The organism is Verrucomicrobiota bacterium JB022, assembly GCA_030673845.1.
In the GTDB taxonomy this organism is placed as follows: Bacteria; Verrucomicrobiota; Verrucomicrobiia; order Opitutales; family Oceanipulchritudinaceae; genus WOUP01.
On sequence record JAUTCQ010000017.1, the window covers coordinates 18,974 to 39,389 of the forward strand.

Annotated in this window: 15 protein-coding genes and 1 other RNA gene; 9 read left to right on the forward strand and 7 right to left on the reverse strand. The window is 63.0% G+C overall.

What is annotated here, in order from left to right:
- The first annotated feature begins 41 nt into the window (after positions 1-41).
- Entirely contained in the window at positions 42-1,697 is a 1,656-nt protein-coding gene (locus Q7P63_12800; protein ID MDP0500966.1) for a hypothetical protein, read from the forward strand.
- A gap of 152 nt (positions 1,698-1,849) precedes the next feature.
- On the opposite strand, the gene Q7P63_12805 is transcribed toward Q7P63_12800, so the two are convergent.
- Positions 1,850-2,677: a hypothetical protein gene (locus tag Q7P63_12805; GenBank protein ID MDP0500967.1), complete on the reverse strand. Its 828-nt coding sequence runs from the start codon at positions 2,675-2,677 to the stop codon at positions 1,850-1,852.
- A 242-nt stretch (positions 2,678-2,919) separates the two neighbouring features.
- Between Q7P63_12805 and Q7P63_12810 the strand changes: the two genes are divergently transcribed.
- The 5 genes from Q7P63_12810 to Q7P63_12830 all read left to right on the forward strand — a co-directional run bounded on the left by Q7P63_12810 (position 2,920) and on the right by Q7P63_12830 (position 9,664).
- Entirely contained in the window at positions 2,920-4,071 is a 1,152-nt protein-coding gene (locus Q7P63_12810) for a hypothetical protein (protein ID MDP0500968.1), read from the forward strand.
- 135 nt (positions 4,072-4,206) lie between these two features.
- Positions 4,207-4,767 (forward strand): bifunctional phosphopantothenoylcysteine decarboxylase/phosphopantothenate--cysteine ligase CoaBC, encoded by a 561-nt coding sequence (coaBC, locus tag Q7P63_12815; protein MDP0500969.1) that lies wholly within the window; start codon positions 4,207-4,209, stop codon positions 4,765-4,767.
- 93 nt (positions 4,768-4,860) lie between these two features.
- Positions 4,861-5,640: a DUF432 domain-containing protein gene (locus tag Q7P63_12820; GenBank protein ID MDP0500970.1), complete on the forward strand. Its 780-nt coding sequence runs from the start codon at positions 4,861-4,863 to the stop codon at positions 5,638-5,640.
- 3 nt (positions 5,641-5,643) lie between these two features.
- Positions 5,644-6,453: a mechanosensitive ion channel family protein gene (locus Q7P63_12825; protein ID MDP0500971.1), complete on the forward strand. Its 810-nt coding sequence runs from the start codon at positions 5,644-5,646 to the stop codon at positions 6,451-6,453.
- A gap of 157 nt (positions 6,454-6,610) precedes the next feature.
- Complete coding sequence (locus Q7P63_12830) at positions 6,611-9,664, forward strand: SUMF1/EgtB/PvdO family nonheme iron enzyme (protein ID MDP0500972.1); 3,054 nt, start codon at positions 6,611-6,613, stop codon at positions 9,662-9,664.
- Positions 9,665-9,835: 171 nt separating this feature from the next.
- On the opposite strand, the gene Q7P63_12835 is transcribed toward Q7P63_12830, so the two are convergent.
- The gene (locus Q7P63_12835; protein ID MDP0500973.1) at positions 9,836-10,162 is read right to left on the reverse strand and encodes a hypothetical protein; all 327 of its coding nucleotides are present in this window, start codon (positions 10,160-10,162) and stop codon (positions 9,836-9,838) included.
- 166 nt (positions 10,163-10,328) lie between these two features.
- Positions 10,329-10,727: an energy transducer TonB gene (locus Q7P63_12840; GenBank protein MDP0500974.1), complete on the reverse strand. Its 399-nt coding sequence runs from the start codon at positions 10,725-10,727 to the stop codon at positions 10,329-10,331.
- A 238-nt stretch (positions 10,728-10,965) separates the two neighbouring features.
- Between Q7P63_12840 and ffs the strand changes: the two genes are divergently transcribed.
- From ffs to Q7P63_12855, 3 genes are all read left to right on the forward strand, one after another.
- Positions 10,966-11,064: signal recognition particle sRNA small type (gene ffs / locus Q7P63_12845), an RNA gene on the forward strand.
- Positions 11,065-11,111: 47 nt separating this feature from the next.
- Complete coding sequence (gene dnaX, locus Q7P63_12850) at positions 11,112-12,245, forward strand: DNA polymerase III subunit gamma/tau (protein ID MDP0500975.1); 1,134 nt, start codon at positions 11,112-11,114, stop codon at positions 12,243-12,245.
- A gap of 20 nt (positions 12,246-12,265) precedes the next feature.
- Positions 12,266-12,724: a hypothetical protein gene (locus Q7P63_12855; protein MDP0500976.1), complete on the forward strand. Its 459-nt coding sequence runs from the start codon at positions 12,266-12,268 to the stop codon at positions 12,722-12,724.
- A gap of 7 nt (positions 12,725-12,731) precedes the next feature.
- On the opposite strand, the gene Q7P63_12860 is transcribed toward Q7P63_12855, so the two are convergent.
- The 4 genes from Q7P63_12860 to Q7P63_12875 all read right to left on the reverse strand — a co-directional run bounded on the left by Q7P63_12860 (position 12,732) and on the right by Q7P63_12875 (position 20,385).
- Complete coding sequence (locus Q7P63_12860; protein MDP0500977.1) at positions 12,732-14,444, reverse strand: peptidylprolyl isomerase; 1,713 nt, start codon at positions 14,442-14,444, stop codon at positions 12,732-12,734.
- 106 nt (positions 14,445-14,550) lie between these two features.
- Complete coding sequence (locus Q7P63_12865; GenBank protein ID MDP0500978.1) at positions 14,551-16,236, reverse strand: peptidylprolyl isomerase; 1,686 nt, start codon at positions 16,234-16,236, stop codon at positions 14,551-14,553.
- Between the two features lie 108 nt (positions 16,237-16,344).
- The gene (locus tag Q7P63_12870) at positions 16,345-17,994 is read right to left on the reverse strand and encodes a peptidylprolyl isomerase (protein ID MDP0500979.1); all 1,650 of its coding nucleotides are present in this window, start codon (positions 17,992-17,994) and stop codon (positions 16,345-16,347) included.
- 75 nt (positions 17,995-18,069) lie between these two features.
- Positions 18,070-20,385, reverse strand: a complete 2,316-nt coding sequence (locus tag Q7P63_12875) for a glycosyltransferase (protein MDP0500980.1) — start codon at positions 20,383-20,385, stop codon at positions 18,070-18,072.
- Positions 20,386-20,416: the final 31 nt, after the last annotated feature.

Genomic DNA, 20,416 nt, shown 5'->3' on the forward strand with positions numbered 1-20,416 from the left:
TGCACCAGAATTTCAACCAGAGAACCTCAAATCGAACAAAGATGCAAAACTTGAAACTGCTCGGTACTGCTGCTGTTGTCGCGGCTTTTTCCCTTAGCGCTTTTGGCGAAAAGGTCGTCAGCTCCAACATCACGACCAGTGAGACTTGGACTTTGGCGGACAGCCCCATCATCCTCGAAGGACCCATCTATGTGATGGATGGTGCGGTGCTCACGATCGAGCCGGGCGTGATCGTGCGCGGCCAGCCCGCCAGCGCGGTAGTCACCGACGCCGGCAGCCTCATCGTTTCTCGCGGTTCCCAGATTATTGCCTCCGGCACGGCTCAGCAGCCGATCATCTTCACGACCGCTGCGGTGGACGTGAACGACGATGGCGCTTATGACGCCGACGGCGGTTTCGCTACCCGTTGGAACGCCGGGATGGGCCTGGATGTCTTCCACGACGCCGACCCGCTGAACAACCCGCTGCCCCCCTACGCGGGCTGGACGCAAGACGCCTCCAATGGCGCGGTGGGCGCTGCCCCCTACAACCGTGGTCTCTGGGGCGGTCTGATCCTGCTCGGTAGCGCGCCGACCAACGTGGGCTCGATCGCCGACGGCGTCGCGGTGGGCACCCAAAGCGAGCTGACCGACAACTATTTCGAAAACACGATCGAAGGCTTGATCGACAGCGAGGAATCCGTCTATGGCGGTTCCAACCCCAACGACTCTTCGGGCGTGGTGCGCTACGTGTCGATCCGCCACGGCGGTACCGAAATCGGCGAAGGCAATGAAATCAACGGCCTCACCATGGGCGGCGTTGGCTTCGGCACGCTGATCGAATACGTCGAAGTCTACCTGAACAACGACGACGGCTATGAGTGGTTTGGCGGCACCGTCAACACCAGCCACCTCGTCGCCCTCTTCAACCAGGACGATTCGTTTGACATCGACGAAGGCTTCACCGGCCTCGGCCAATTCTGGTTCTCCCTGCAGCTCGACGACACCGCCACCGGCAACCATGCCGGCGAGCATGACGGCGTGATCAACTCCATCTTCGTGGATTCGATCAACGGCGTGCCGCTCGGCGTGACGAACACCGGCGCGGAAGCTCGCGGCGGCCTCCCCCTCGCTTACCCGACCGTTTACAACGCGACCTACATCGGTGGCGGCGCCGGTCACAATGCGAGCTACGACAGCGGCCGCAACGACGCGTTCCGTATCCGCGACTCCTTCGGCGGCACCTACCGCAACTCGATCTTCTCCGACTTCGGTGGCTCGGGCATCCGCCTCGACGCCGACGGCGTGGACCGCTGGCTCGCCGGCGACGTGAGCTTCCAGAGCAACTACTGGTACAACTTCGCCAATGCGGGCGACTCCTTTGTGGCGATGAGCGACGCCGTGTTTGTCGGCGCCGGCAACATCCGCGCGGCCGAAGTGCTCAACGGTGCCAGTGGCGACTATGCTGAAAAGCGTGCTGGCAAGTTCAGCAACAACTACACCGACGTCGACCCGTTTGTGGTGCGTCGCGACATGTCGATGTTCAGCCGCCGCACCGGTCTCGACCCGCGCCCGGCTGGCCTGAATGGCGACCTCGCCCCGGTGACGGCCACGTTCTTCCAAAGCGCCGCCTACTTCGGTGCTTTCAACCCGTCCGAGAGCCTCTGGACCGACGGTTGGACGGCTGCTTCCGGTCTCGGTGTGCTCCGCTCGGAGTAGTCCGCTTCATCTTGGGTGCCTGAATTCGTTCAGGCACCTCCTTTTGGGGAAACGCTGCCTTCGACCTGCTGGGTCGAAGGTTTTTTGTGTCCCAAAAAAAGACTGCCCGGCGGGAGCAGTCCTTGGCGGTCTGGATGAAATCTGAGGTATCGCTACTGCTGCAGGTAAGGCGCGCGCACTGGATCGGCGGCCAGTTGGGCCTGGTCGCGCTCGATGAGGTCGTGGATCCAACCGGCCCAGTCGGCCACTTCCGGAAAATCGGCGGTGCCTTCGGTCGGGTAGAGGATGCGGTTGTTGGCATCGGTCACGACGACGGCGGGGCGCTGGTCGAGCGGATGGGCCAGGGCGTAGATGTAGCCTTTGGACATGTGCCACACCATCACAGGGAATTCCGGCGCATCCTGATCGAAGAAGGGTTGCACTTCGCGGTTGGCCGAGAGCAGGACGACTTCGGCCTCCGGGCTTTGCCGGACGATTTCGTCATAGGCTTGTGACAATTTGGCCACTGCTTTGACGGACGTAGCTTCCTGTGGTTCGGCATAAAGAAATACGAAATAGTCCTTATGTTCAAAATAGTGGCCGCCCAGGCGCTGCATGTTTTCGCCATTCCAGCGCCAGAACTTGTCCCCGATCTGGGTCTGGAGGAGGGGGGTGGGTTTCAGCTTCGGGTCGGCCTGGATGGCTTCGGCGCGGGTGAGGATGTCGGTCGCCTCGAGGGGGAAGAGGTGGCGCCCGCTGGAGCCGAAGTCGGCCAGCACTCCTTGCTCGCTTACCCGCACCACCACACCGTTGATCAGCGGGAGGATCGTGCGCTCGCGCCCCTCGACTTCCACCGTGGTCTGCTCCTTCAGCTTCAGGTGCGAGGGCCAGAATTCGGGCAGGTGGGGCAGGGCTTCGGCGGTGATTTCGGCGGCGCCGAGGTGGCTGCAGAGGCTCAACAGGCCGAGGGTGGCGAGGGTGCGGAAGGGCATTTTTCTCATCGGTGCAAACAGGGTGCAGTAGGGACGCACAGTCTTGGCCGTTGCCCTCGATTGTCAACGTCTCTTCGGTGCTGGCATGGGCTGTGAAACGGTTGTGTGTCATTTGTGTTAATTTTATCCGTTCATTGTGTCTTTTGCCTTACATTAAAGGCTTAGCACTAGAAACAACTTGACCGGTTGGGGTGGTGTTTCAGACTCGGGTCAAATTCAATTTCCTCTCTCAAAACACTATTCGATATCGCATGAAAAAGCCGTTTTACACCCTTTGTCTTGCAACCGCCCTGGCTGGTGCGGCGCATGCCCAACGGACCGACTTGACCCCGATCGCAGCGTGGGATTTTGAGACCAAGATCGAACAAGCCTACAATGGTTTGACGAATGAGCAGGCGATCGCTCGTGGCATCATCGTGTCCAGCAGCCTGCAGAAGCAACTGATCGCCAAGGAGGGTGAGCAGTCTGGTAGCAGCCTGACGGCTTTGACGCCGGCCGTGCTCGACCTTTCGAGCCTGGTCTACCCGACGGACATGATCGACGTGAATGGCAACAGCCGCCAGGCCGGTGCCTACGACCGTAACGAGATCGCGTTCAACGGCACCGACGGCAGCACGCTCAATTCTGTCTACAACGCCAACTGGGGCATCGAGAACCAGGCTGCCGGCAACAACGCTTCGCTGCTCCTGCGCGGTGAGATCGGCACCAAGGCGATCACCGTTACGGCCAGCACCGCCGGCTACTACAACGTCCAGTTTGCGCTCGACGCGATGGCCCTCAGCGGCCCGTTCCAGAGCACCCCGACCGTCAGCGTGATGGTCGACGGCACCTCCTATCCGGTGGAGTCCACCGCGATGATCGGCACCAGCTACAGCCAGCTCGTTTATGAGCTGCCGGCCCAGGCCGACAACGCTGACAGCGTGACGCTGACGATCAATCTGAACTCCAGCTACACCGCCACGAGCAGCGGCCACACCGGCGGCCTGCGCGTCGACAACGTGCAGCTGCGCGGCTACAAGCTGGTGCTGACCGAAGGCGCTTCCGAGAGCCTGCACGCCAATTTCCTCTTCGGGGCCCAGGCTGTCGGCAACGGCTTCATCTCGACCGGCAACGGGGTGTTCTACGCCTCCAGCTACCCCTACCTCTGGCATCCGCAGATGGGCTACCTGTGGGTGAACGACACGCAGGTGCAGGGTGCGGGCAGCGCCGACACCAACCAGGGCTGGCTCTATTCCTACGCCAGCGTCGAGGGTAACAACCTCGGCTGGACCTGGGTCGACTTCGACACGTCGCACTTCCCCTGGATCTACTCCAGCAGCTACAACAGCTGGATCTACATCTTCAGCGACAGCATGTCGTTCTACGTGAACAGCACCGGCAACGTGGTGACCTACACCAAGTAACCCGGCCCCGTTTCTTCCTCACTCTGTGCTTTCCATACTGGCGGGCCCATCCAACGCGATGGGCCCGTTTTTTGTGCCCGCAGCCGGTGTATCTCCCCGCTTGCGCAAAGCGGAAACTGAGGGCAGGCTGGCAGGATGGCACTACCGCTGGAGAGCAAGAACATCGTCCTGGGCGTCACGGGCTCGATTGCGGCCTACAAGGCGGCCGACATCACCAGCCAGCTGGTAAAGCTGGGGGCCGAGGTGCATGTAGTGATGACCGAGGCCGCCACCCGTCTGATTGCGCCGCTGACGCTCCAGACCTTGAGCCGCCGCCCGGTGTGCGTGAGCCTCTGGGACGAGGCGGAGGGCTGGCAGCCGGGCCATATCGAGATCGCGGACAATGCCGACTTGCTGCTGGTGGCCCCGGCCACGGCCAATACGCTGGCCCAGTTTGCCCATGGGCTTGCCCCAGACTTGTTGGGCAACGTCTACCTCGCTACGCCTGCGCCGGTGATGCTCGCGCCGGCCATGAACGGCAAGATGCTGGCGCACCCGGCCACGCAGGCCAATTTGCGCACGTTGGCCGAGCGTGGGCACCAGATCATCGAGCCGGCGGAGGGCATGCTGGCCTGCGGCTACGAGGGCAAGGGCAAGCTGGCGGCGGTCGATACGATCGTGCAGGCAGTGGTCGACTTCTTCGAGGCGCGCCCGTAAGCCGTTTGCGGAATGGGCGTGCATTTCCCGCTTTTTTCACTTCAGTAGGGCGCAGGCATGTTGGCGCATCAGCAATTCTGGAAACCTCGTCGTATGCCGGCCGACCGCGTATGCCTCTGGCGGTTGGGTCGGCTGCGCCTCTGGCTGGCCCGCGCCGAAAAGGAGTGGGCCTACGCCAACGAAAACGCGAACGACCCGGAGGTGCTCGACGCGAGCTTTGTGCCGCACGATGTCGTGCCCGAGGGGCTGGAGTGGCATCACCACGCCTTCGAGCACGCGCCCGAGCAGTTTGAGCTGTGGCCCGCAGTGCCGCCGCGCCCGGTCGTGGTGCGCGCGGATCGCCCGGTGACGATCCCGGCGCACGAGTCGGCCCAGTTTTTTGCCTGCATCCCCGTGTGGGTGGAGCTGTGGGTAGGCGGGCCGGAGCGCGACGAACAGCTAAAGCTGGCGACCGTGACCACCCGGGCGCTCTCCAATACCTGGTTTGGCAACCACGCCAACGGGGAGCTGTGCTACTCGCTGCGTTTTGCCGCCAGCCGGCAGCTCGACGAGCTGAACCGGCACCCGCACCACATCATTTGCCCCATCGTGCTGGAAAACCATAGCGAGGAGGCGCTGGAGTTCCACAAGCTGTGCCTGCGCACCAAGCACCTCGCCGTCTACTCCGGGCACGAGCACTTCTGGAGCAATGTCGTGCGCATCCGCTACGCCGGCAAATCCCGTGAGGCACGGGTGACTTACGAGAGCGGTGTTCCGAGCCACGAGCCCAACCTGCGCCTCGTTTCCAAGGCTTACGAGCCGGCCGAGCGCGTTTTTGTGGGCCTCACCTTCAAACACGCGGCCGCTTCCGACTTCCAGGCCATGGGGACTTAGACGATGGCTTCCCTCGATTATTTCTCGATCGCACGGGCGGCCGCCATGGTGCTGCTCGGCTTCCCCTTACTGATGTTACTGGGCCGTTTGGGCGGGCAAATGCTCGTTCGCCACGGTTCGGAGCACAGCAGCATCATCCTGCGGCGCTTCATCCTCTGGGGTGGCAGCATCATCCTGATCCTGCTGGTGCTGACGGAGCTGGGCTACGACATCACGGGCCTGGTGGCTACCGCCGGTATCGCCACCATTGCCATCGGCTTCGCGGCACAGACGACGCTCTCCAACTTCATCTCGGGCTTGTTCCTGATCGGCGAAAAGCCTTTTCGCATCGGCGACTTGATCCGGATCGGCGAGCGCCTGGGAGTGGTGGCGTCCATCGACATGCTGTCGGTCAAGCTGCGCACGCTCGACAACCTTTTCGTGCGCATCCCCAACGAGGATATGATCAAGCGGGAGGTGGTGAACATCACCCGCTACCCGATCCGCCGGATGGACATTGAGGTGCGCGTCGCCTACCGCTCCGACCTGAGCAAGGTGAAAGAGATCCTGGCCGAGCTGGCGAAGGAAAACCTGTGGGCGCTCGACGACCCGGAGCCGCTCATCCTGATCAAGGACTTCCGACCCGACGAGATCCTCTTCCTCTGGGGCGTGTGGTTTGAAAAGAGCGACTACCTCAACCTGCGCAACTCGCTGCTGCAGGAGATGAAGGAGCGCTTTGAGCGCGAGGGCATCGAGATCCCGTACCCGCACCTCAAGGTCTACGCACCGGCCGAGGGCTGGCCCGACTCGCGGGCACCGCTGCCGCCGAAATAGGGCGCGCGCCGGCACGATTTTGAGCCGCCCGTTGGTAAAAGCCCGTGGAGAGGCGCGGCAGCGCTGGCAGCGCAGTGATGCCCCCGGCTGGCAAGGGCTTAAAAAGCGTTGCCAAAAGGTGGATGCTGCGGTGGAGTAGGCACACGCTATGGCTGGGATGTCTCACTTGCCGTATGGGTCGGTTATCACCCAGGAACTGCTGCAAAAGGGGGACCGGTTGGGTCCATACCTGGTGATGGAGCGGCTGGCCGTTCACTTGTTCGGCGCGCTTTACCGGGTGGACAAAGAGCAGTATGGGCAAGTGCTCATCCACGTGCTGCCCAAGTCGTTGAGCAGCGACCCCGTCTTTCACAAGGCGTACCTGGGCCGCTGCGCCAAGCTCAACAGCCTGAAGGATACCGGCCTGCTGGAAATCCGCGATGGCGACCGCTTTGAGGAGCGCCTGGTGATCGAGTATGTCGACGAGGCGGGCCTGCAGACCTTGGGCGATTATTTTTACGACCAGCGGCCCGACCCGGGGCTGAGCGTCAGCCAGCTCAAGACCTTGATGGGGAAGGTGACGGATGCCTTCAAGGCCGCCCGCAGCCGCATGATCGGCCACTTTGCGTTGACGCCCGACATGGTGATGGTCAGCCCCAAGGGCGACGTTTTCGTCTACGGGTTTGGGCTCTATGAATCCCTGCAGCGCCGCAAATTCGAGGTGTTCCTGAGCGGGGCGATCATCCCGATCCTCGAAGACGACGAGCGCGTGCACCTCACCGCGATGGACACCTTCAGCCCGGAGGTGCGCAACGATGAGGAGTTCGACCAGCGGGCCGACATCTTTTCGCTCGGCATCCTCACGTATTTCCTCCTCACCGGCCAAAAGCCGACCCGCGAGTGGGTGCTGCCCACCGAGGCGCGCCCGGAGCTGACGGAGGGCTGGGACTTGTTCATCAGCCGCTGTCTGGAGCCCGACGCCTACGACCGCTTTGCCAACCTCAACGCGTTTGGCGAAGACCTCAATCGCGCGGAAAAGCTGCACCACGTGGCGCGTTCGCAGGAGCAGAAGGGGCAGGTGTTGCAGAACCTGGAGGGCTTGCCGCTGCCGAAGAAGCTGCAGCAGCGCTATTCGCGCTCGGCCCAGAACTACATCCGCCTCGGTTTTCTGGTTGCGGCGGGTGTGGCTGTGCTGGGGTTGGCCTGGATGGGCCTGCAGTTCTTTACCGCCCAGAATGCGGCGCCGGAGCCTACCGAGCGGGTGATCACGCGGCTGGAGCCCGGCGCTCGCGGTGTGGACTTGCTGGTGCGGACGTTCCCGGCCCGTGCGTCGCTGCGCTTCCCGGAGCAGAGCCAGCAGTTTGTGGTGTCGGAGGGGCAACTGGCGCTCGATCTGCCGCGTGGCACCTACACCGTGGAGGTGTCGGCCCCGCGCTTCAACACCGTGCGGCGCCGCCTGGAAGTGGCGGGCGAGCCGGTGACGCTCGATTTGCAGCTGCAACCGGAAGTGGCCGAGCTGCAACTGACTTCCCGCCCGGGGGCTACTGTCGACGTGTTGCTGCCGGAGGGAGTGGCGCTTTACCTCGACCGGGTGCCCGATACCGGCACGCTGACTTTGCCCGACCGTCTGCTGGTGGGGCGCTACCAGTTGCGCGTCTCTTCGCCCGGCTACACCCCCGCGCTCCTCGATGTGGATTTGCGCAACGGCGAGCCAGCCCGCGTGACGGCCCCTCTGGAGCCGTTGCCGAGCCCTTTGCAGGTGCTTTCGCAGCCCGAGGGCCTGGCCGTGATGGTCAACGGCCAACGCCGGGGCAAGACGCCGCTCACCTTGAACAACCTGCCGCTGGGCGAGGCCCTGCAGGTGACGGTGGGCGAGGGCGGCTACAAGACGGCCAATCGCGAGGTGACGCTCCGCGCGGGTGAGCCTCAGGTATTGGATTTTGGTGCCCTCGAAGAGCGCCGGGGCGAGCTGGAGCTGAAAGTGTCGATGGCAGGCAGGACGCCGACCCCGGACCAGCTCGCTGCCCTGCAGGTGGCGGTGGGCGATGAGTCTTACTCCGGTCAACCGGCGGTGGTGGCCGATGTGCGCGCAGGCAGCGAGCAGATCCGCGTCGAGCACCCAGACTTTGTGGCGGTAGCGCGCGAGGTAAACGTGCTGGAAGACGACCGCACGCGCGTGACGATCGACTTGGCGCCGAAACCTGCCGCCGTGCGTGTGCAGTTGCCGGAAGGCCTGCCCCACGCCCTGCTGGTCAATCGCGAGCGCCAGACGCCCCGGGCCGACGGCCTCTACGAGGTGGCCGCGCTTGAGCCTTTGCAGCTGCAGCTGTTTGTGCAGCATTACCAGCCGGCCGCGACGCAGGTGACGATCCCGCCCAACAAGGCCTACCTCTGGCAGCCGGAGCTGAAGCCGCTCGCCGGCCCGCAAACCGGCGAAGCCTGGGAAGTGCCCTACCTGGCGATGGAGCTGCTCTGGATCCCCGCCGGTCGGGACGAGCTGGGCAGCCCGGTGGAAGAGCCGGACCGCCGCCCGGCGGACGGCCCGATCACGCCCGTGGCGCTCGAACGGGGCTACTGGATCGCCAAGCACGAGGTGACGCAGCGGCTTTACACCGCCCTCATGGGGCGCAACCCGAGCGAGAACCGGGGCGGTGAAGACTTGCCGGTCGACAGCGTGAGCTGGCGCGACGCCATGCAGTTTTGTGCCCGCCTGACCGAGCAGGAGCGGCGCTACGGTCGCGTACCCGCCGGGTACGAGTATCGCCTGCCCACCGAGATGGAGTGGGAATACGCCGCCCGAGCCGGTTCCGACGCGCCCTTCAGCTTTGGCGCGCAGGCCGTGGGCGGTGAGCAGGGCAACTTCCGCGGCGAGTATCCGCGCAATTTCCGCCAGTTCCAGGGCCGCACGACCACCACGACCGAGCGCCCGAACGGTCCTCAGCCCGTTGGCAGCTACCTGCCCAACGCCTGGGGCCTCTACGACGTGCACGGCAACGTGGCCGAGTGGACCCTCGACGGCTATCTCGACCGCCTGCCGGGTGAAGCCGTGGGCAACTACACCCGCGAGGTCGGCACGATGGGCCGGGCGGTGCGTGGCGGCAGTTGGCAGGAAGCGGCGGAATTTGCCCGCAGCGCCTCGCGCTCGCGCCTCAGCGAAACGACCTCCCGCGCCTCACTGGGCTTCCGCGTCGTGCTTGCGCCAGTGATGGAAAGCCTGCCGGTGCGGAAGTAAAGGGGTGGAGGGAGAGAAGGGGGTTCTCTCACCAAGGTCACTAAGGCACCAAGTCCCCTTTATCCTTCTTGGCGTCTCGGTGGAAGGAGCATGCAATTATTCTCCAAGTGCCTTGTAGTCATAGAGGTTCTTTTCTCCTAGGCTAACAGGTATGCTGAGCTTCGGCTCCTTTTAGCCGTAGGAAAAGCCGAGATCCACCACGCCCCTTTCGTGATTGAATTCGAATGACGTGACGGTGGCAAAGTCAGCCGGGAAATCGCGCCCATAGAAGACGGTAGCCTGTGCGACTAGATTCTCATCTCTCCAGACTCTAGCGATGACGTCCCAACCGCTCGGAAACAGGCTGTCGATATTCCGTCTGGATACGAGTTCAGCCCGATAGGGACCACTCTCTGCTGTATGGTGAATCACCTCGTCCCTGCTTAGATAGCTGTAGATTAACGCGGTCGCCAGCAAGGCGATGCCAATGCAGAGGATGGCTGGTAGCATCTTTTTCATTTGGTGGCTACTAGTGGAGAGGAGGCCTTTAATATCAGTAAAATATCTGCAATCCAGATTTTTCGCACTCGTTTTTGTTCGGCACGCGTACATAAAAAGACCGGCGGTCCTTCTGCAGGGCCACCGGTCGGGGAGTGGGATGCCTCACACTATCTCTGCGGCGCGGCTACTTGGCGGCCAGCAGGGAATCGGTGGGCGTGACTGTATGGTCAGGGGCGGTCAGCGAAAAGACGACCGGGATGCGGACCACCGCATAGGTTGCAGAGCCGTCGCGGGTCGCGGGCTCGAATTGCCAGTTGCGGATCGTCTTCAGGGCTTCCGCCGCGAGAAGGGGATGTGCGTCGTTGACGACGCCCGGGCCAAAGGGCTTGCCTTGCTCGTCCACGAGGAACTCGACCATCACCGTGCCCTCGATCCCTTGCAAGCGGGCTTCGATCGGGTAGGCTGGTTGTTCGCCGACGATCTTCCGCGGGCTTTCTACCTTGCTCGCGGTTTCAGCGGCTTGGGTCGAGGCGGCGGTGGCGAGGAGGGCCAGCAGGCCGAGGGAAATGATGTTACGAGTCATGGGGACGGTCCTTTTCTCCTTAAAGTTGATGTGGGGCAGAAGGAGGCGGATTGTGACGGAATTGTGTCTCTTCTGTTACATACATGTTACGGCACTGTAACATTCGGCTCAAGCACCGTCAGCGAAAAACCTCGCTGTATTAGCTTATCTTATGGATGAGCGGACAAAATTCACCCCGTCGTAAACTTGCCGCGGAAAAGGGTTGAAATCTTCGCCAGTTTGCCGGACCTTCGTCCTTGGCTGGGCCCTATGCAACGGCGGGCCGGTGAACTCCGCCAGGGCCGGAAGGCAGCAACGGTAACCAGGACCCCCGTGTGCCGTAGGTCGCCTGGCCACTTTTTTACTTTTTTCAGTCGCGCTGCGGCTGTGCCCTTATTGCTCGGAATGGGAGAAGATTACCAGGTCATCGCACGTCGCTGGCGCCCCCAGTCCTTTGAGGACTTGGTGGGGCAGGAGCATATTGTGCGGACGCTGAAGAACGCGATCCAGACGCGTCGTATCGCGCACGCCTACCTCTTTGTGGGGCCGCGCGGTACCGGCAAGACGTCGACTGCGCGCGTTTTTGCGAAGGCGCTCAATGCGGAAGGCGGCCCGTCCGTCTCCCCGGCGCCGGATGCGGAAATCTCCAAGGCCATCATGTCGGGCAACTGCATGGACGTGATCGAGATCGACGGTGCGTCCAACAATTCGGTGGAGCAGATCCGCGACCTGCGCGAAGAGTGCCAGTACGCGCCCGCGCAGTGCACCTACAAGATCTACATCATCGACGAAGTGCACATGCTCTCGCAGGGTGCCTTTAACGCGCTGCTGAAGACGCTGGAGGAGCCGCCCGCGCACGTGAAGTTCATCTTTGCCACGACGGAGGCGCAGAAGGTGTTGGCGACGATCACCTCCCGTTGCCAGCGTTTCGAGTTTCGCCCCATCGCGCCAGAGTTGATCGTGCAGCGCCTGCAACAGATCGCCGACGCGGAGGGCATCCAGGTGGCCCCTGAGGCATTGGCCAATGTGGCCCGCCTGGCTGATGGCGGGATGCGCGACGCCCAGAGTATCTTCGACCAGCTGATTTCTTTCTGCGGCAGCGAAATCTCCGAGCAGGACGTGCTCGACGTCTATGGCCTGGCCTCGCCCCAGCAGCTCGACGACTTGCTCGAAGCGATGTTGGCGGCCGACTACGGGGCCTTGTTGGGCCACGTTGAGAGTCTGGCGCGCGAAGGCCGCGACTTGAGCCGCGTGTTGCGCGACATGCAGCAGCGCGTGCGCGAGCGCCTGCTGGAGAGCGTGCAAGGCCGCACCAGCCAGACGGAGGGCCTGCTGCGCATGCTCGACGTGTTGCAGGAGCGGGAGCGCTCGGTCCAGACGGGCCTGAACGAGCGCGTGAATTTCGAGGTGTCGCTGCTGAAGGCCGTCGAGGCCAGCCGCACCCGTGCGATCGACTCGGTGCTGCGTGACTTGAGTCGCATGGCCGGAGAGTTGCCGGAAGACACCGCGGAAAAAAAAAGCCCGGTGACAGCCTCGTAACCGGTCGCACGCCTACGCCCTTGCGCGTTCGGCCTCTCCTGACCGACGAAATCGAGCCCGAAGCGGTCGTTTTGCCGCCGTTGACGGAGGTGGAAGCACCGGCGTCGCAAGCCGTGCACCAACCCGAGAGCCGGGCGAAAGTCGATCTGGCCGGGAGTGGTGATGAGCCGCCGCTGGATTATTACGACGGCGGCGAGGGGGCCGATAACGCGCCCGACGGGCCGTTTATCGACCTGCGCTATGCGCGCGACGATCTGCCGGATGAACCGACGGCGGCAAAGGTAGAGGTCTCCGAACTGCCCAGCTTGGACGAGGCCCGGCAACACATTGCGCCGGCGGTCCAGTTGGCGTTGAAGGAGTACCTGAAGGGCGAATTCCGGGAGGTAAAAAAATACCGCCCGACGCCAGGCGTCGAACGGTATGTCCGCGATACGGATGACGCGGTGGAGGAGCTGGAAGATGCCTCCACCGAGGATTGAACTGCCTTTACTGGGCGGTGGTGGTCTCTGTCGTGTATACCGGCGGATGGTCCAGCCAGTAGCGCAGGGTGTGAGCCGAGAACGGTTCCACTGGCGGCGTCTCGTTGCCATCGGCGTTCACCCATACGCCGGTATCGCCGGTCGCCAAAGGATAGATGTAGATCCAGCGGAGGCGCGGGGTTGCGGCGTCGTTATCATGGTCCTCAAGCCGGGTGTAGACCCAGCCTGAGTTGTCTGCGCCGTCGCCAGAGACATAGAGCTGGCTGGAGTGGGTGTTCTTGGTCCACATCCAGCGCGAGATGCGGAAGTCGTAAGCCCAGAATCCGTTGACGTCGTTGGAGCCTTCCGCCACGTCGATCCACAGCGGGCCGTAGAGGGGGATGAAGACGTTCGGGAAGCCGTAGTCGAAGACGCGGCCAAAGCCGGTGTTATAGTAGGCGTTCCAGGTCTCCTCGTCTTTGGTCGGCAGGACGACAGATGTTGCAGTGGTGAAGAAATCGGTCAGGGCCTTGTTAGCGGAGAAGAGCGTCATCGATAACTTCTCTTCATCTTCACCCTTTTTGGCGGTCAGTTGGATTTGCATCATCCCCGGCTTCAGGGTCGTCACGCTCAGATTGCCACCCTGCAGGCTGATCTCAAAGGAGTCCTTATCGTAGAGGTAGCCGCCGTCGTTGTCTGTCTTGTCGCCGTCGTTGTCTTCGTCCTCCAGCTCTTCGAGCGGGATCCAGGAGAAGGTGACGGCAGGGTCGCTGGAGGCGGCTGCGCCGAGGCCTTCGTCGTCGAGGCGGACGCTGGTGAAGCGCAGGAAGGAGTCACCCCAGATGTAGCCCTCGTGGCTATTGATGACCCCGTTGGCGGTCTGCTCGCCGTTGACCATGAGGGGGACGTTCATGAAAATGCCCAGATCGTTATTGAATCCCCACAGCCCGGTCATATCAAAGGCTGGGACTTGGGCCATCAGGTCGAGGGCGTTCTTGGCTGCCTGGGCTTCAACTTTACCGAAGACGGGGAAGTTGGACCCGAGGCCTTCCGTATTATCATTCAGGTTAAAATACCACTCGCTTCGGAAGATGTTGTTAGCAGTGGCTCCGGCCAGCGTGTATTGGGCATTCGGCTGCCCTTTTTCTGCAATGACAGCGGAGTTGGCCGTGATTCTGCCAAATTCCCAGTCTTCGAGGCTACTGATTTCTTCAGTAATCGAGGAGACCGTATACCCGCCGGCTTGGGCAATCTTGAAGTCAGGAGGGCCATAAAAACCGGCGCCAGGGTTGCGCTGGACGATGGTGTTATCATACGCTTGGTCCGCCGCGTAGGTCATGAAATTGGCGACCGCGTTGGGGACCTCATCTGGCAGTAGCCGTACCTGGATCGCGGTGGGCGTCAACTGGATCCGCCGGATGGTACCTCCCTCATAAGGCACTTCTTCGGTCACGAAGCCCGGTTCGTTACGGGTGAAATCTCTTCCCGCAAGGTTACCATAACGCGTAATCCCCTCAATCGTGGTGCCCGATAGGGTGGGCAGGAGGACGGTGAAGGTGGCGGTGGGATCGCTTTCGTAGATCCGGAAAAAGTCATCCAGGTTGATCGTCCCAGTGGTCTGGATATCGAACTCGCGTTGCGATTCGAGCTTGGCGAGGATGAGCTTTTGAGCGCTGGCCTGAGAGCCGAGGGCACCCAGGAGCAGGAGGGTCGTAAGGGGGCGGAGGCGCTGATGCGTCATGCTGCGGATACAACAGCGCGTGAGCCCGGGAGTAAAGGCCGAAAACGCCCGTTGGAAAACAGGCGATTCTCTTTGCTGCGCCGCTGGTGGGGCCGCCTCAGGGGCTTTACCAGGAGTAGTAGGGCTGGTTGTTCAGCCAATACTCGAGCGTTTGAGTCGGGAAGTCCTCGGCTTTTACCCACGTGCCAATGCCGTCCATATCGTACTCGGGCGGGTAGATGTAGATCCAGCGGATCCGTGGGGTAGAGGGGTCGTTGTCGTGGTCTTCGAGTCTTGTATGGACCCAGCCAGAGCTGTCGCTGTCGGAGCCGGCCACGTAGAGTTGGGTCGAATGAGCGTTCTTGGTCCACATCCAGCGTTGGAGGGTAAAGTCGTAGGCCCAGAAGCCGTTGACGTCGTTCGCCTCTTCGACCGCGTCGATCCAGAGCGCACCGTATAGGGGGATCCAGACGGTGGGGAAGCCGTAGTCGAAGACGCGGCCAAAGCCCGTATTGTAATAGGCTTTCCAGGTTTCTTCCAAATCATCTGGCTTGGGCACGACGCTCGTGGCCGTGGTGAAGAAATCGAGCAGGTCCTGATTCGCGGCCAACAGGGTCAGGTAGAGCTTTTCTTCGTCGTCGCCTTTCTTCGCCGAAAGCTGGATGTCCAGCATGCCGGGGCGGAGGGGGTGCACGGTGAGCTTGCTGCCCTCCTGCGTGATCTGGAAAGCGGATTTGTCGTAGTTGTAGCCGCCGTCGTTGTCGGTCGTGTTACCGTCCTGATCTTCGTCTTCCAGCTCTTCGAGCGGGATCCAGGAGAAGTCGACCCCGGGGTGGGCGGAGGCGGGGGTGCCGAGAAATTCGTCGTCGAGGCGGACCTTGGGGAAGCGGATAAAGGCGTCGCTCCAAAAGCCTGCGTGGCTGTCGAGGGCACCGTCGGCAGTCGCTTCGCTGTTACGCATCAGGGGCAGATCCTGAAACTGAACTGAGTCAGGGTAAGGGAACCAGTAGTCCTCCAAATCATAAGCGGGGATTTGCGCCAGGCGGTCGAGCACTGCTTGTCCTTCCTCGGTTTCGACGACGCCGAAGACGGGGTAGTTGTTGCTCAGCCATGGGTGGTCGACGAGGTTAAAATACCATTGGCTGGTGAAGATACCATAACCGGTGAGTGCGCCCGCCAGCGTGTAGGGAGTGTTCAGGCGGCCTTTTTCACCCAAAACGCTGGTCAGTGCGGGTACGTGCTCAATTCCCACTTCGCCATAGCCACCCGCTTCGTCGCCGATAGGGGAAATCGTGTAGCCGCCGGCTTGGGCAATGCTGAGGGGCGGGGAGTCGGGACGTTGGTAGAGCCCTGAGCCTGGGTTGCGGTGGACGATGGTGTCGTCGTAGGCCTGGGCGGCCACGTAGGTCATGAAGTTGGCGACCGCATTAGGCACCTCGTCGGGCAGGAGGCGCACCGGGATGTCGAACGGGGTGAGCTTGATGACTTGGGCCGTGCCGCCGTTGTAGGGCACCGTTTCGGTCACAAAGCCCGGCTCGCCGCGGATGATAATCTCCCTCCCATAATCTCGCTCGCGTGTCACGTCCTCGATCGTGGTGCCGGAGAGCGTGGGCAGCATCACGGTGAAGGTGACGGTGGGGTCGCTTTCGTAGAGACGGAAATAGTCGTCGAAGTCGATCGTCTGCGTGGTGCCGACGTCGAGTTCGCGCAGCCTTTCCAGCTTCGCGAGGACGAGTTTTTGAGCGGTGGCCTGGGAGCCGAAGGTGCCCAGGAGCAGCAGGGTGCTGAGCGTAAGGAGGCGCGGGGGCGTCATGACGCTCCCAGCAATAGGGTCTGAGCCTTAAGTGTAAAGGCTCGATTATGTTTGTTTTCGAGTACCTGGCCGCGGCGGGGATCTGCCTCCACCGCCGGAGGCGGGCGCCTATTGCGCGCTTTCGAGCAGGTCGCGCAGGTTGTTGTCCTTGAGGCGGGGGGCCTTGATCCAGGCTGCGGGCTGGCCGTCGATGGAGTAGACCCAGAGCCAGCGCACGTCGCGGGTGGCGCCGGGGTTGGCTTCGTCGGGCACTTGGGTGAGGTTGGTGTAGACCCAGCCGGTGTTGCCTTCGCCTTCGCCCGTCACGTAAAGCTGGCGAGGGTGGGCGGCCTGGGTCCAGATCCAGCGGCCAATGGCGTAATCGTAAGCCCAGAAGCCGTTGACGTCGTTGGAGTTTTCGCCGGCGTCGATCCAGAGGGTGCCGTATTGGCGGATGTAGACGTAGGGGAAGCCAAAGTCGTAGACGGCTCCAAAGGGAGTCTGGGTGTAGTAGGCATTCCACTCGACGTCCTCGTCCGTGCGAGCCACGACGCGGGTGTAGTTGGTAAAGCAGGCGGTGAGGGCTCGGTTGACGGAGGCCAGGCTGATGAAGAGGTCTTTCCAATCCCCGTCCTGCTTGGCCCGCAGCAGGATGTCGAGCATACCGGGTTTGAGCGCGTTTACCACGAGGTTGCCACCGTCGACGCTGAGCTGGAAGGCTTCCTTGTCGTAGTTGTAGCGATTGTCGTTGGTGTTGTTGCCGTCGTTGTTCTCGTCTTCGAGCTCTTCGACTGCGACCCAGGAGAAGGTGACAGTGGAGTCGCTGGAGGCCGGGCTGCCGCGATTTTCGTCGTCGAGGCGGACGTCGGAGAAGCGGAGAAAGGCGTCGATCCAGATTTCGTCGTGGCTGTCGAGGGCGCCATCGGCTGTTGTTTCGCTGTTGACCATCAGCGGCACGTCGATGAAGAGCGAGGAGCCGGGGGACCACAGGCCCGTCATGTCGTAGGCGGGGATCTGCTTCATGAGGTCGAGCGCAGCTTTGCCCGCGTTGGACTCGACGACCCCGAAGACCGGGTAATTGTTACCGAAGGCGCCTGCGTTGTCGCTGAGGTTGAAGTACCACTGATTGCTGAAGACGCCGTTGCTGGTGGTGGCACCCGCAAGGGTGTATTGACCGCTGGTGCGGCCGCGCTCGGCCCAGACGGCGGTCAGATCGGGCACGGTGTCTTGCTGGAATTCACCGATGTCTCCTTCGTTGGCGGGGTGGGCCTTGAAGCCGCCGCCCTGGGCGATGTGGAACGAGGCGGGGTTGAGACCGGCGCCGGGGTTGCGGTGGACGAAGGTGTTTTCGTAGGCGCCGGCGGCGGCGTAGGTCATGAAATTGGCGACCGCGTTGGGCACTTCGTCGGGCAGCAGGCGCACCTGGATGTCGGTGGGCGTGAGGGTGACGATGCGGGCGGTGCCGTCGCCGTGGGGGACGACTTCGGTCACAAAGCCCGGCTCGTTGCGAGTGATCTGGCCGGTGTAGTAGGTGCGCGGCCGGGCGACGTTCTGGATCGTGGTGCCCGAGAGGGTGGGCAGCAGCACGGTAAAGGTGGCGGTGGGGTCGCTTTGGTAAACGCGGAAATAGTCGTCGAAACTGATGTTCTGGCTTTGGCCGGCGTCAACTTCGCGGTAGTTCTCGAGCTTGGCCAGGACGAGTTTTTGGGCTACGGCCTGGGAGCCGAGGGCGCTGAGGAGCAGGAGGGTCGTAAGGGGGCGGAGGCGCGGGTGCGTCATGTTACGGCCAGCACAGCGCGCACAGCCCGGGATGTAAAGGTCGAAAGCGTTGGCCGGCCCTTTTGCCCGCCTTGCTCAAGATGGTTGGGAGGCCTCGCGCTGGGCGGCGGCAAGTTTGCGCTCGAGGTCGGCAATGCGGTCTTCGTGGTGCTTTTTGACTTCGTGCAGCCACGTGCACTCTTCGAACTTCTTCTCGTACCAGCCTTTGAAGTGGTGGTGCTGGTGGTAGTTCCAATCGAGGTCGCGTTGCAGCTTGGTCAATTGGTCCTGGGTGATGACGGTCTTTTCCCCTTCCCACCAGCGCAGGGCTTCGTTGAGCACGGCCACTTCGGCGGCGTAGCGGCGGAAGAGGGCGGCGTGGCGGGTGGTGATGTGGCGGCGCCCGTGCTCGCGGGTGGCGCTGACGTAGCGGCGCGAGATCGAGCCGTCGCGCATGCGGTAAAAGATGAGTGGCTCGGGGATGACGAGCTGAGCAAAGCCGGTGCCGTTGAGGCCGATCCAGAAGTCCCAGTCTTCAAAGGCATACTTCTGTGCCGCCTGGAAGCCGCCGGCGGCTTCGTAGGCCTCGCGTCGGATTACGGCGGGGGGTGTGCTCTGGCACTCGACGAGGAGGAAGGGGAACTGGTTGTGGAAGGGGGCCCAGTAGGTGTGCATCAGGCCCACGGTGTGGGTCCAGGCGGTGACGGCCCCTACCTCGGGGTGGCGGTCGAGCACGGCGAGGCCACGGGAGAAGTAAGAAGGGTCGAGGTAGTCGTCGCCGTCGATAAAGACGAGGGCTTGCGCGCCTTCTTCGATGGCGAGGCGTGCCCCGCGTTCACGAGCTACGGGGAGGCCGCCGTTGACGTAGCGGCGCAGGACGACGTGCTGCGGGTGGGCTGCGGCGAGGCGGGCGTAGACTTCGCGTGAGGCGGCGTCGGTCGAGCCGTCGTCGATCAGGTAGATGCGCTCGGGCGGGCGAGTCTGCCCCAGCAGGCTTTGCACGCACTCGTCGAGGAATTCGCCCACGTTGTAGCAGGGGATGACGACGGCGAGGTGCTGGACGGGCTGGTGCTTGTAGGCGGGCGCCGAGTGCGGGTCGCGCAGGGGGCGATCGGTAAAGGGGTAGCGGCTGGGCACGCGCACGCGCCCGTGCAGGCGGCGTTGCTCGGCGTGGTGCTCGATCGCGCGCTCCAGCAGCGAGACGGTGTGGCGGACGATGCGCCCGTTGTCGCAATAGGTGAGGATGCGCTCGCGACCGCGTGCGCCCACGGCCTGGCGGTCGGCCTCGGGCAGGTCCAGCGCGTGGCGCAGGGCGTCGGCGAGGGCTGGGGGGTCTTCGGAGGCGCAGAGCCAGCCACTGTTGCCGTGCTGGATCATCTCGGCCATGCCGCCGGCGGTGGTGGCGACGACGGGCAGGCCGCTGGCCATCATCTCCTGGCAGACGAAGGAAAAGGGTTCCCAGCGGCTGGGGACGACGCCGAGCGTGGCCTGGCGGTATTCGCGCCATAGCTCGTCGCGCGGTACGGCCCCTCGGAAGACGACGCGTGCGCGGTGTTCCTCGGGGATGAAGCGCTGCAGCCACTCTTGCATGCTGCGGTTGAGCGCCGGGTGCTGGGTATCGCGACCCAGCAGGTGCAGCGTGAGGTTGGGGCGCTCGTCGAGCAGCCGGGCGACGGCGCGGATGAGCGTTTCGACGCCTTTGCGCGGCTCGATGCGGCCGGCGTAGACGAGGCGCTCTTCACCCGCGGGCAGGGGCTCGGCCTCGGCGCTGGGGATCTCGCCCAGGGGGAGAGGCACGACGGCGTCGGGCCGGTCGTCGCAGCCTAGCTGGTCCACCAGCTCGCGCCGCATGTAGTGGCTGGCGTAGATGAGGCCGCTGGCGAGGCAGATGGCGTGCTCCTCATACATCACCCGGTGGTATTCGAAGCGATTGTAGAGGGCGTCGTCGTTGTTGAGTTGGATGGAGCGGTGCGGGCTGTGGATGAACAGCACGAAGGGCAGGTCGCCCAGCTCGTCGAAGAGCATCTGGCGGTCTTGCGCGTGGAAGGTGGGGCCTTCCAGTTCCTGGCTCAGCACGACATCGAAGTGGTAGCGGGCGTGCAGGCCGGGCAGCGCGCGGGCGACCTCGCGGGCAAAGCCGCCGACGAAGCTGCGGAGGTGGTACATCTCCGCGTAAAACAGCGTGGTGTCGCCGTTAAAGTCGATATCGCCGTATTGATCCCACAGGGTGTGGAGGCGATAGACGGGCAGGCCGTGCCAGGTGTCTTCAACCGGGGCGTTTTCCGCCTGTTTGGTCACGATGACGACCTCGTGCCCGGCCGCCTTGAGCAGCAGGGGCATGATGATCGAATAGGTACCGACCCCGCCCATGCGAGTGGGCGGGAATTCCGTGGTGATGAAGCAGATGCGCATGGTCTCTGCCCGCCGGGGGCGGTGGCGGCGC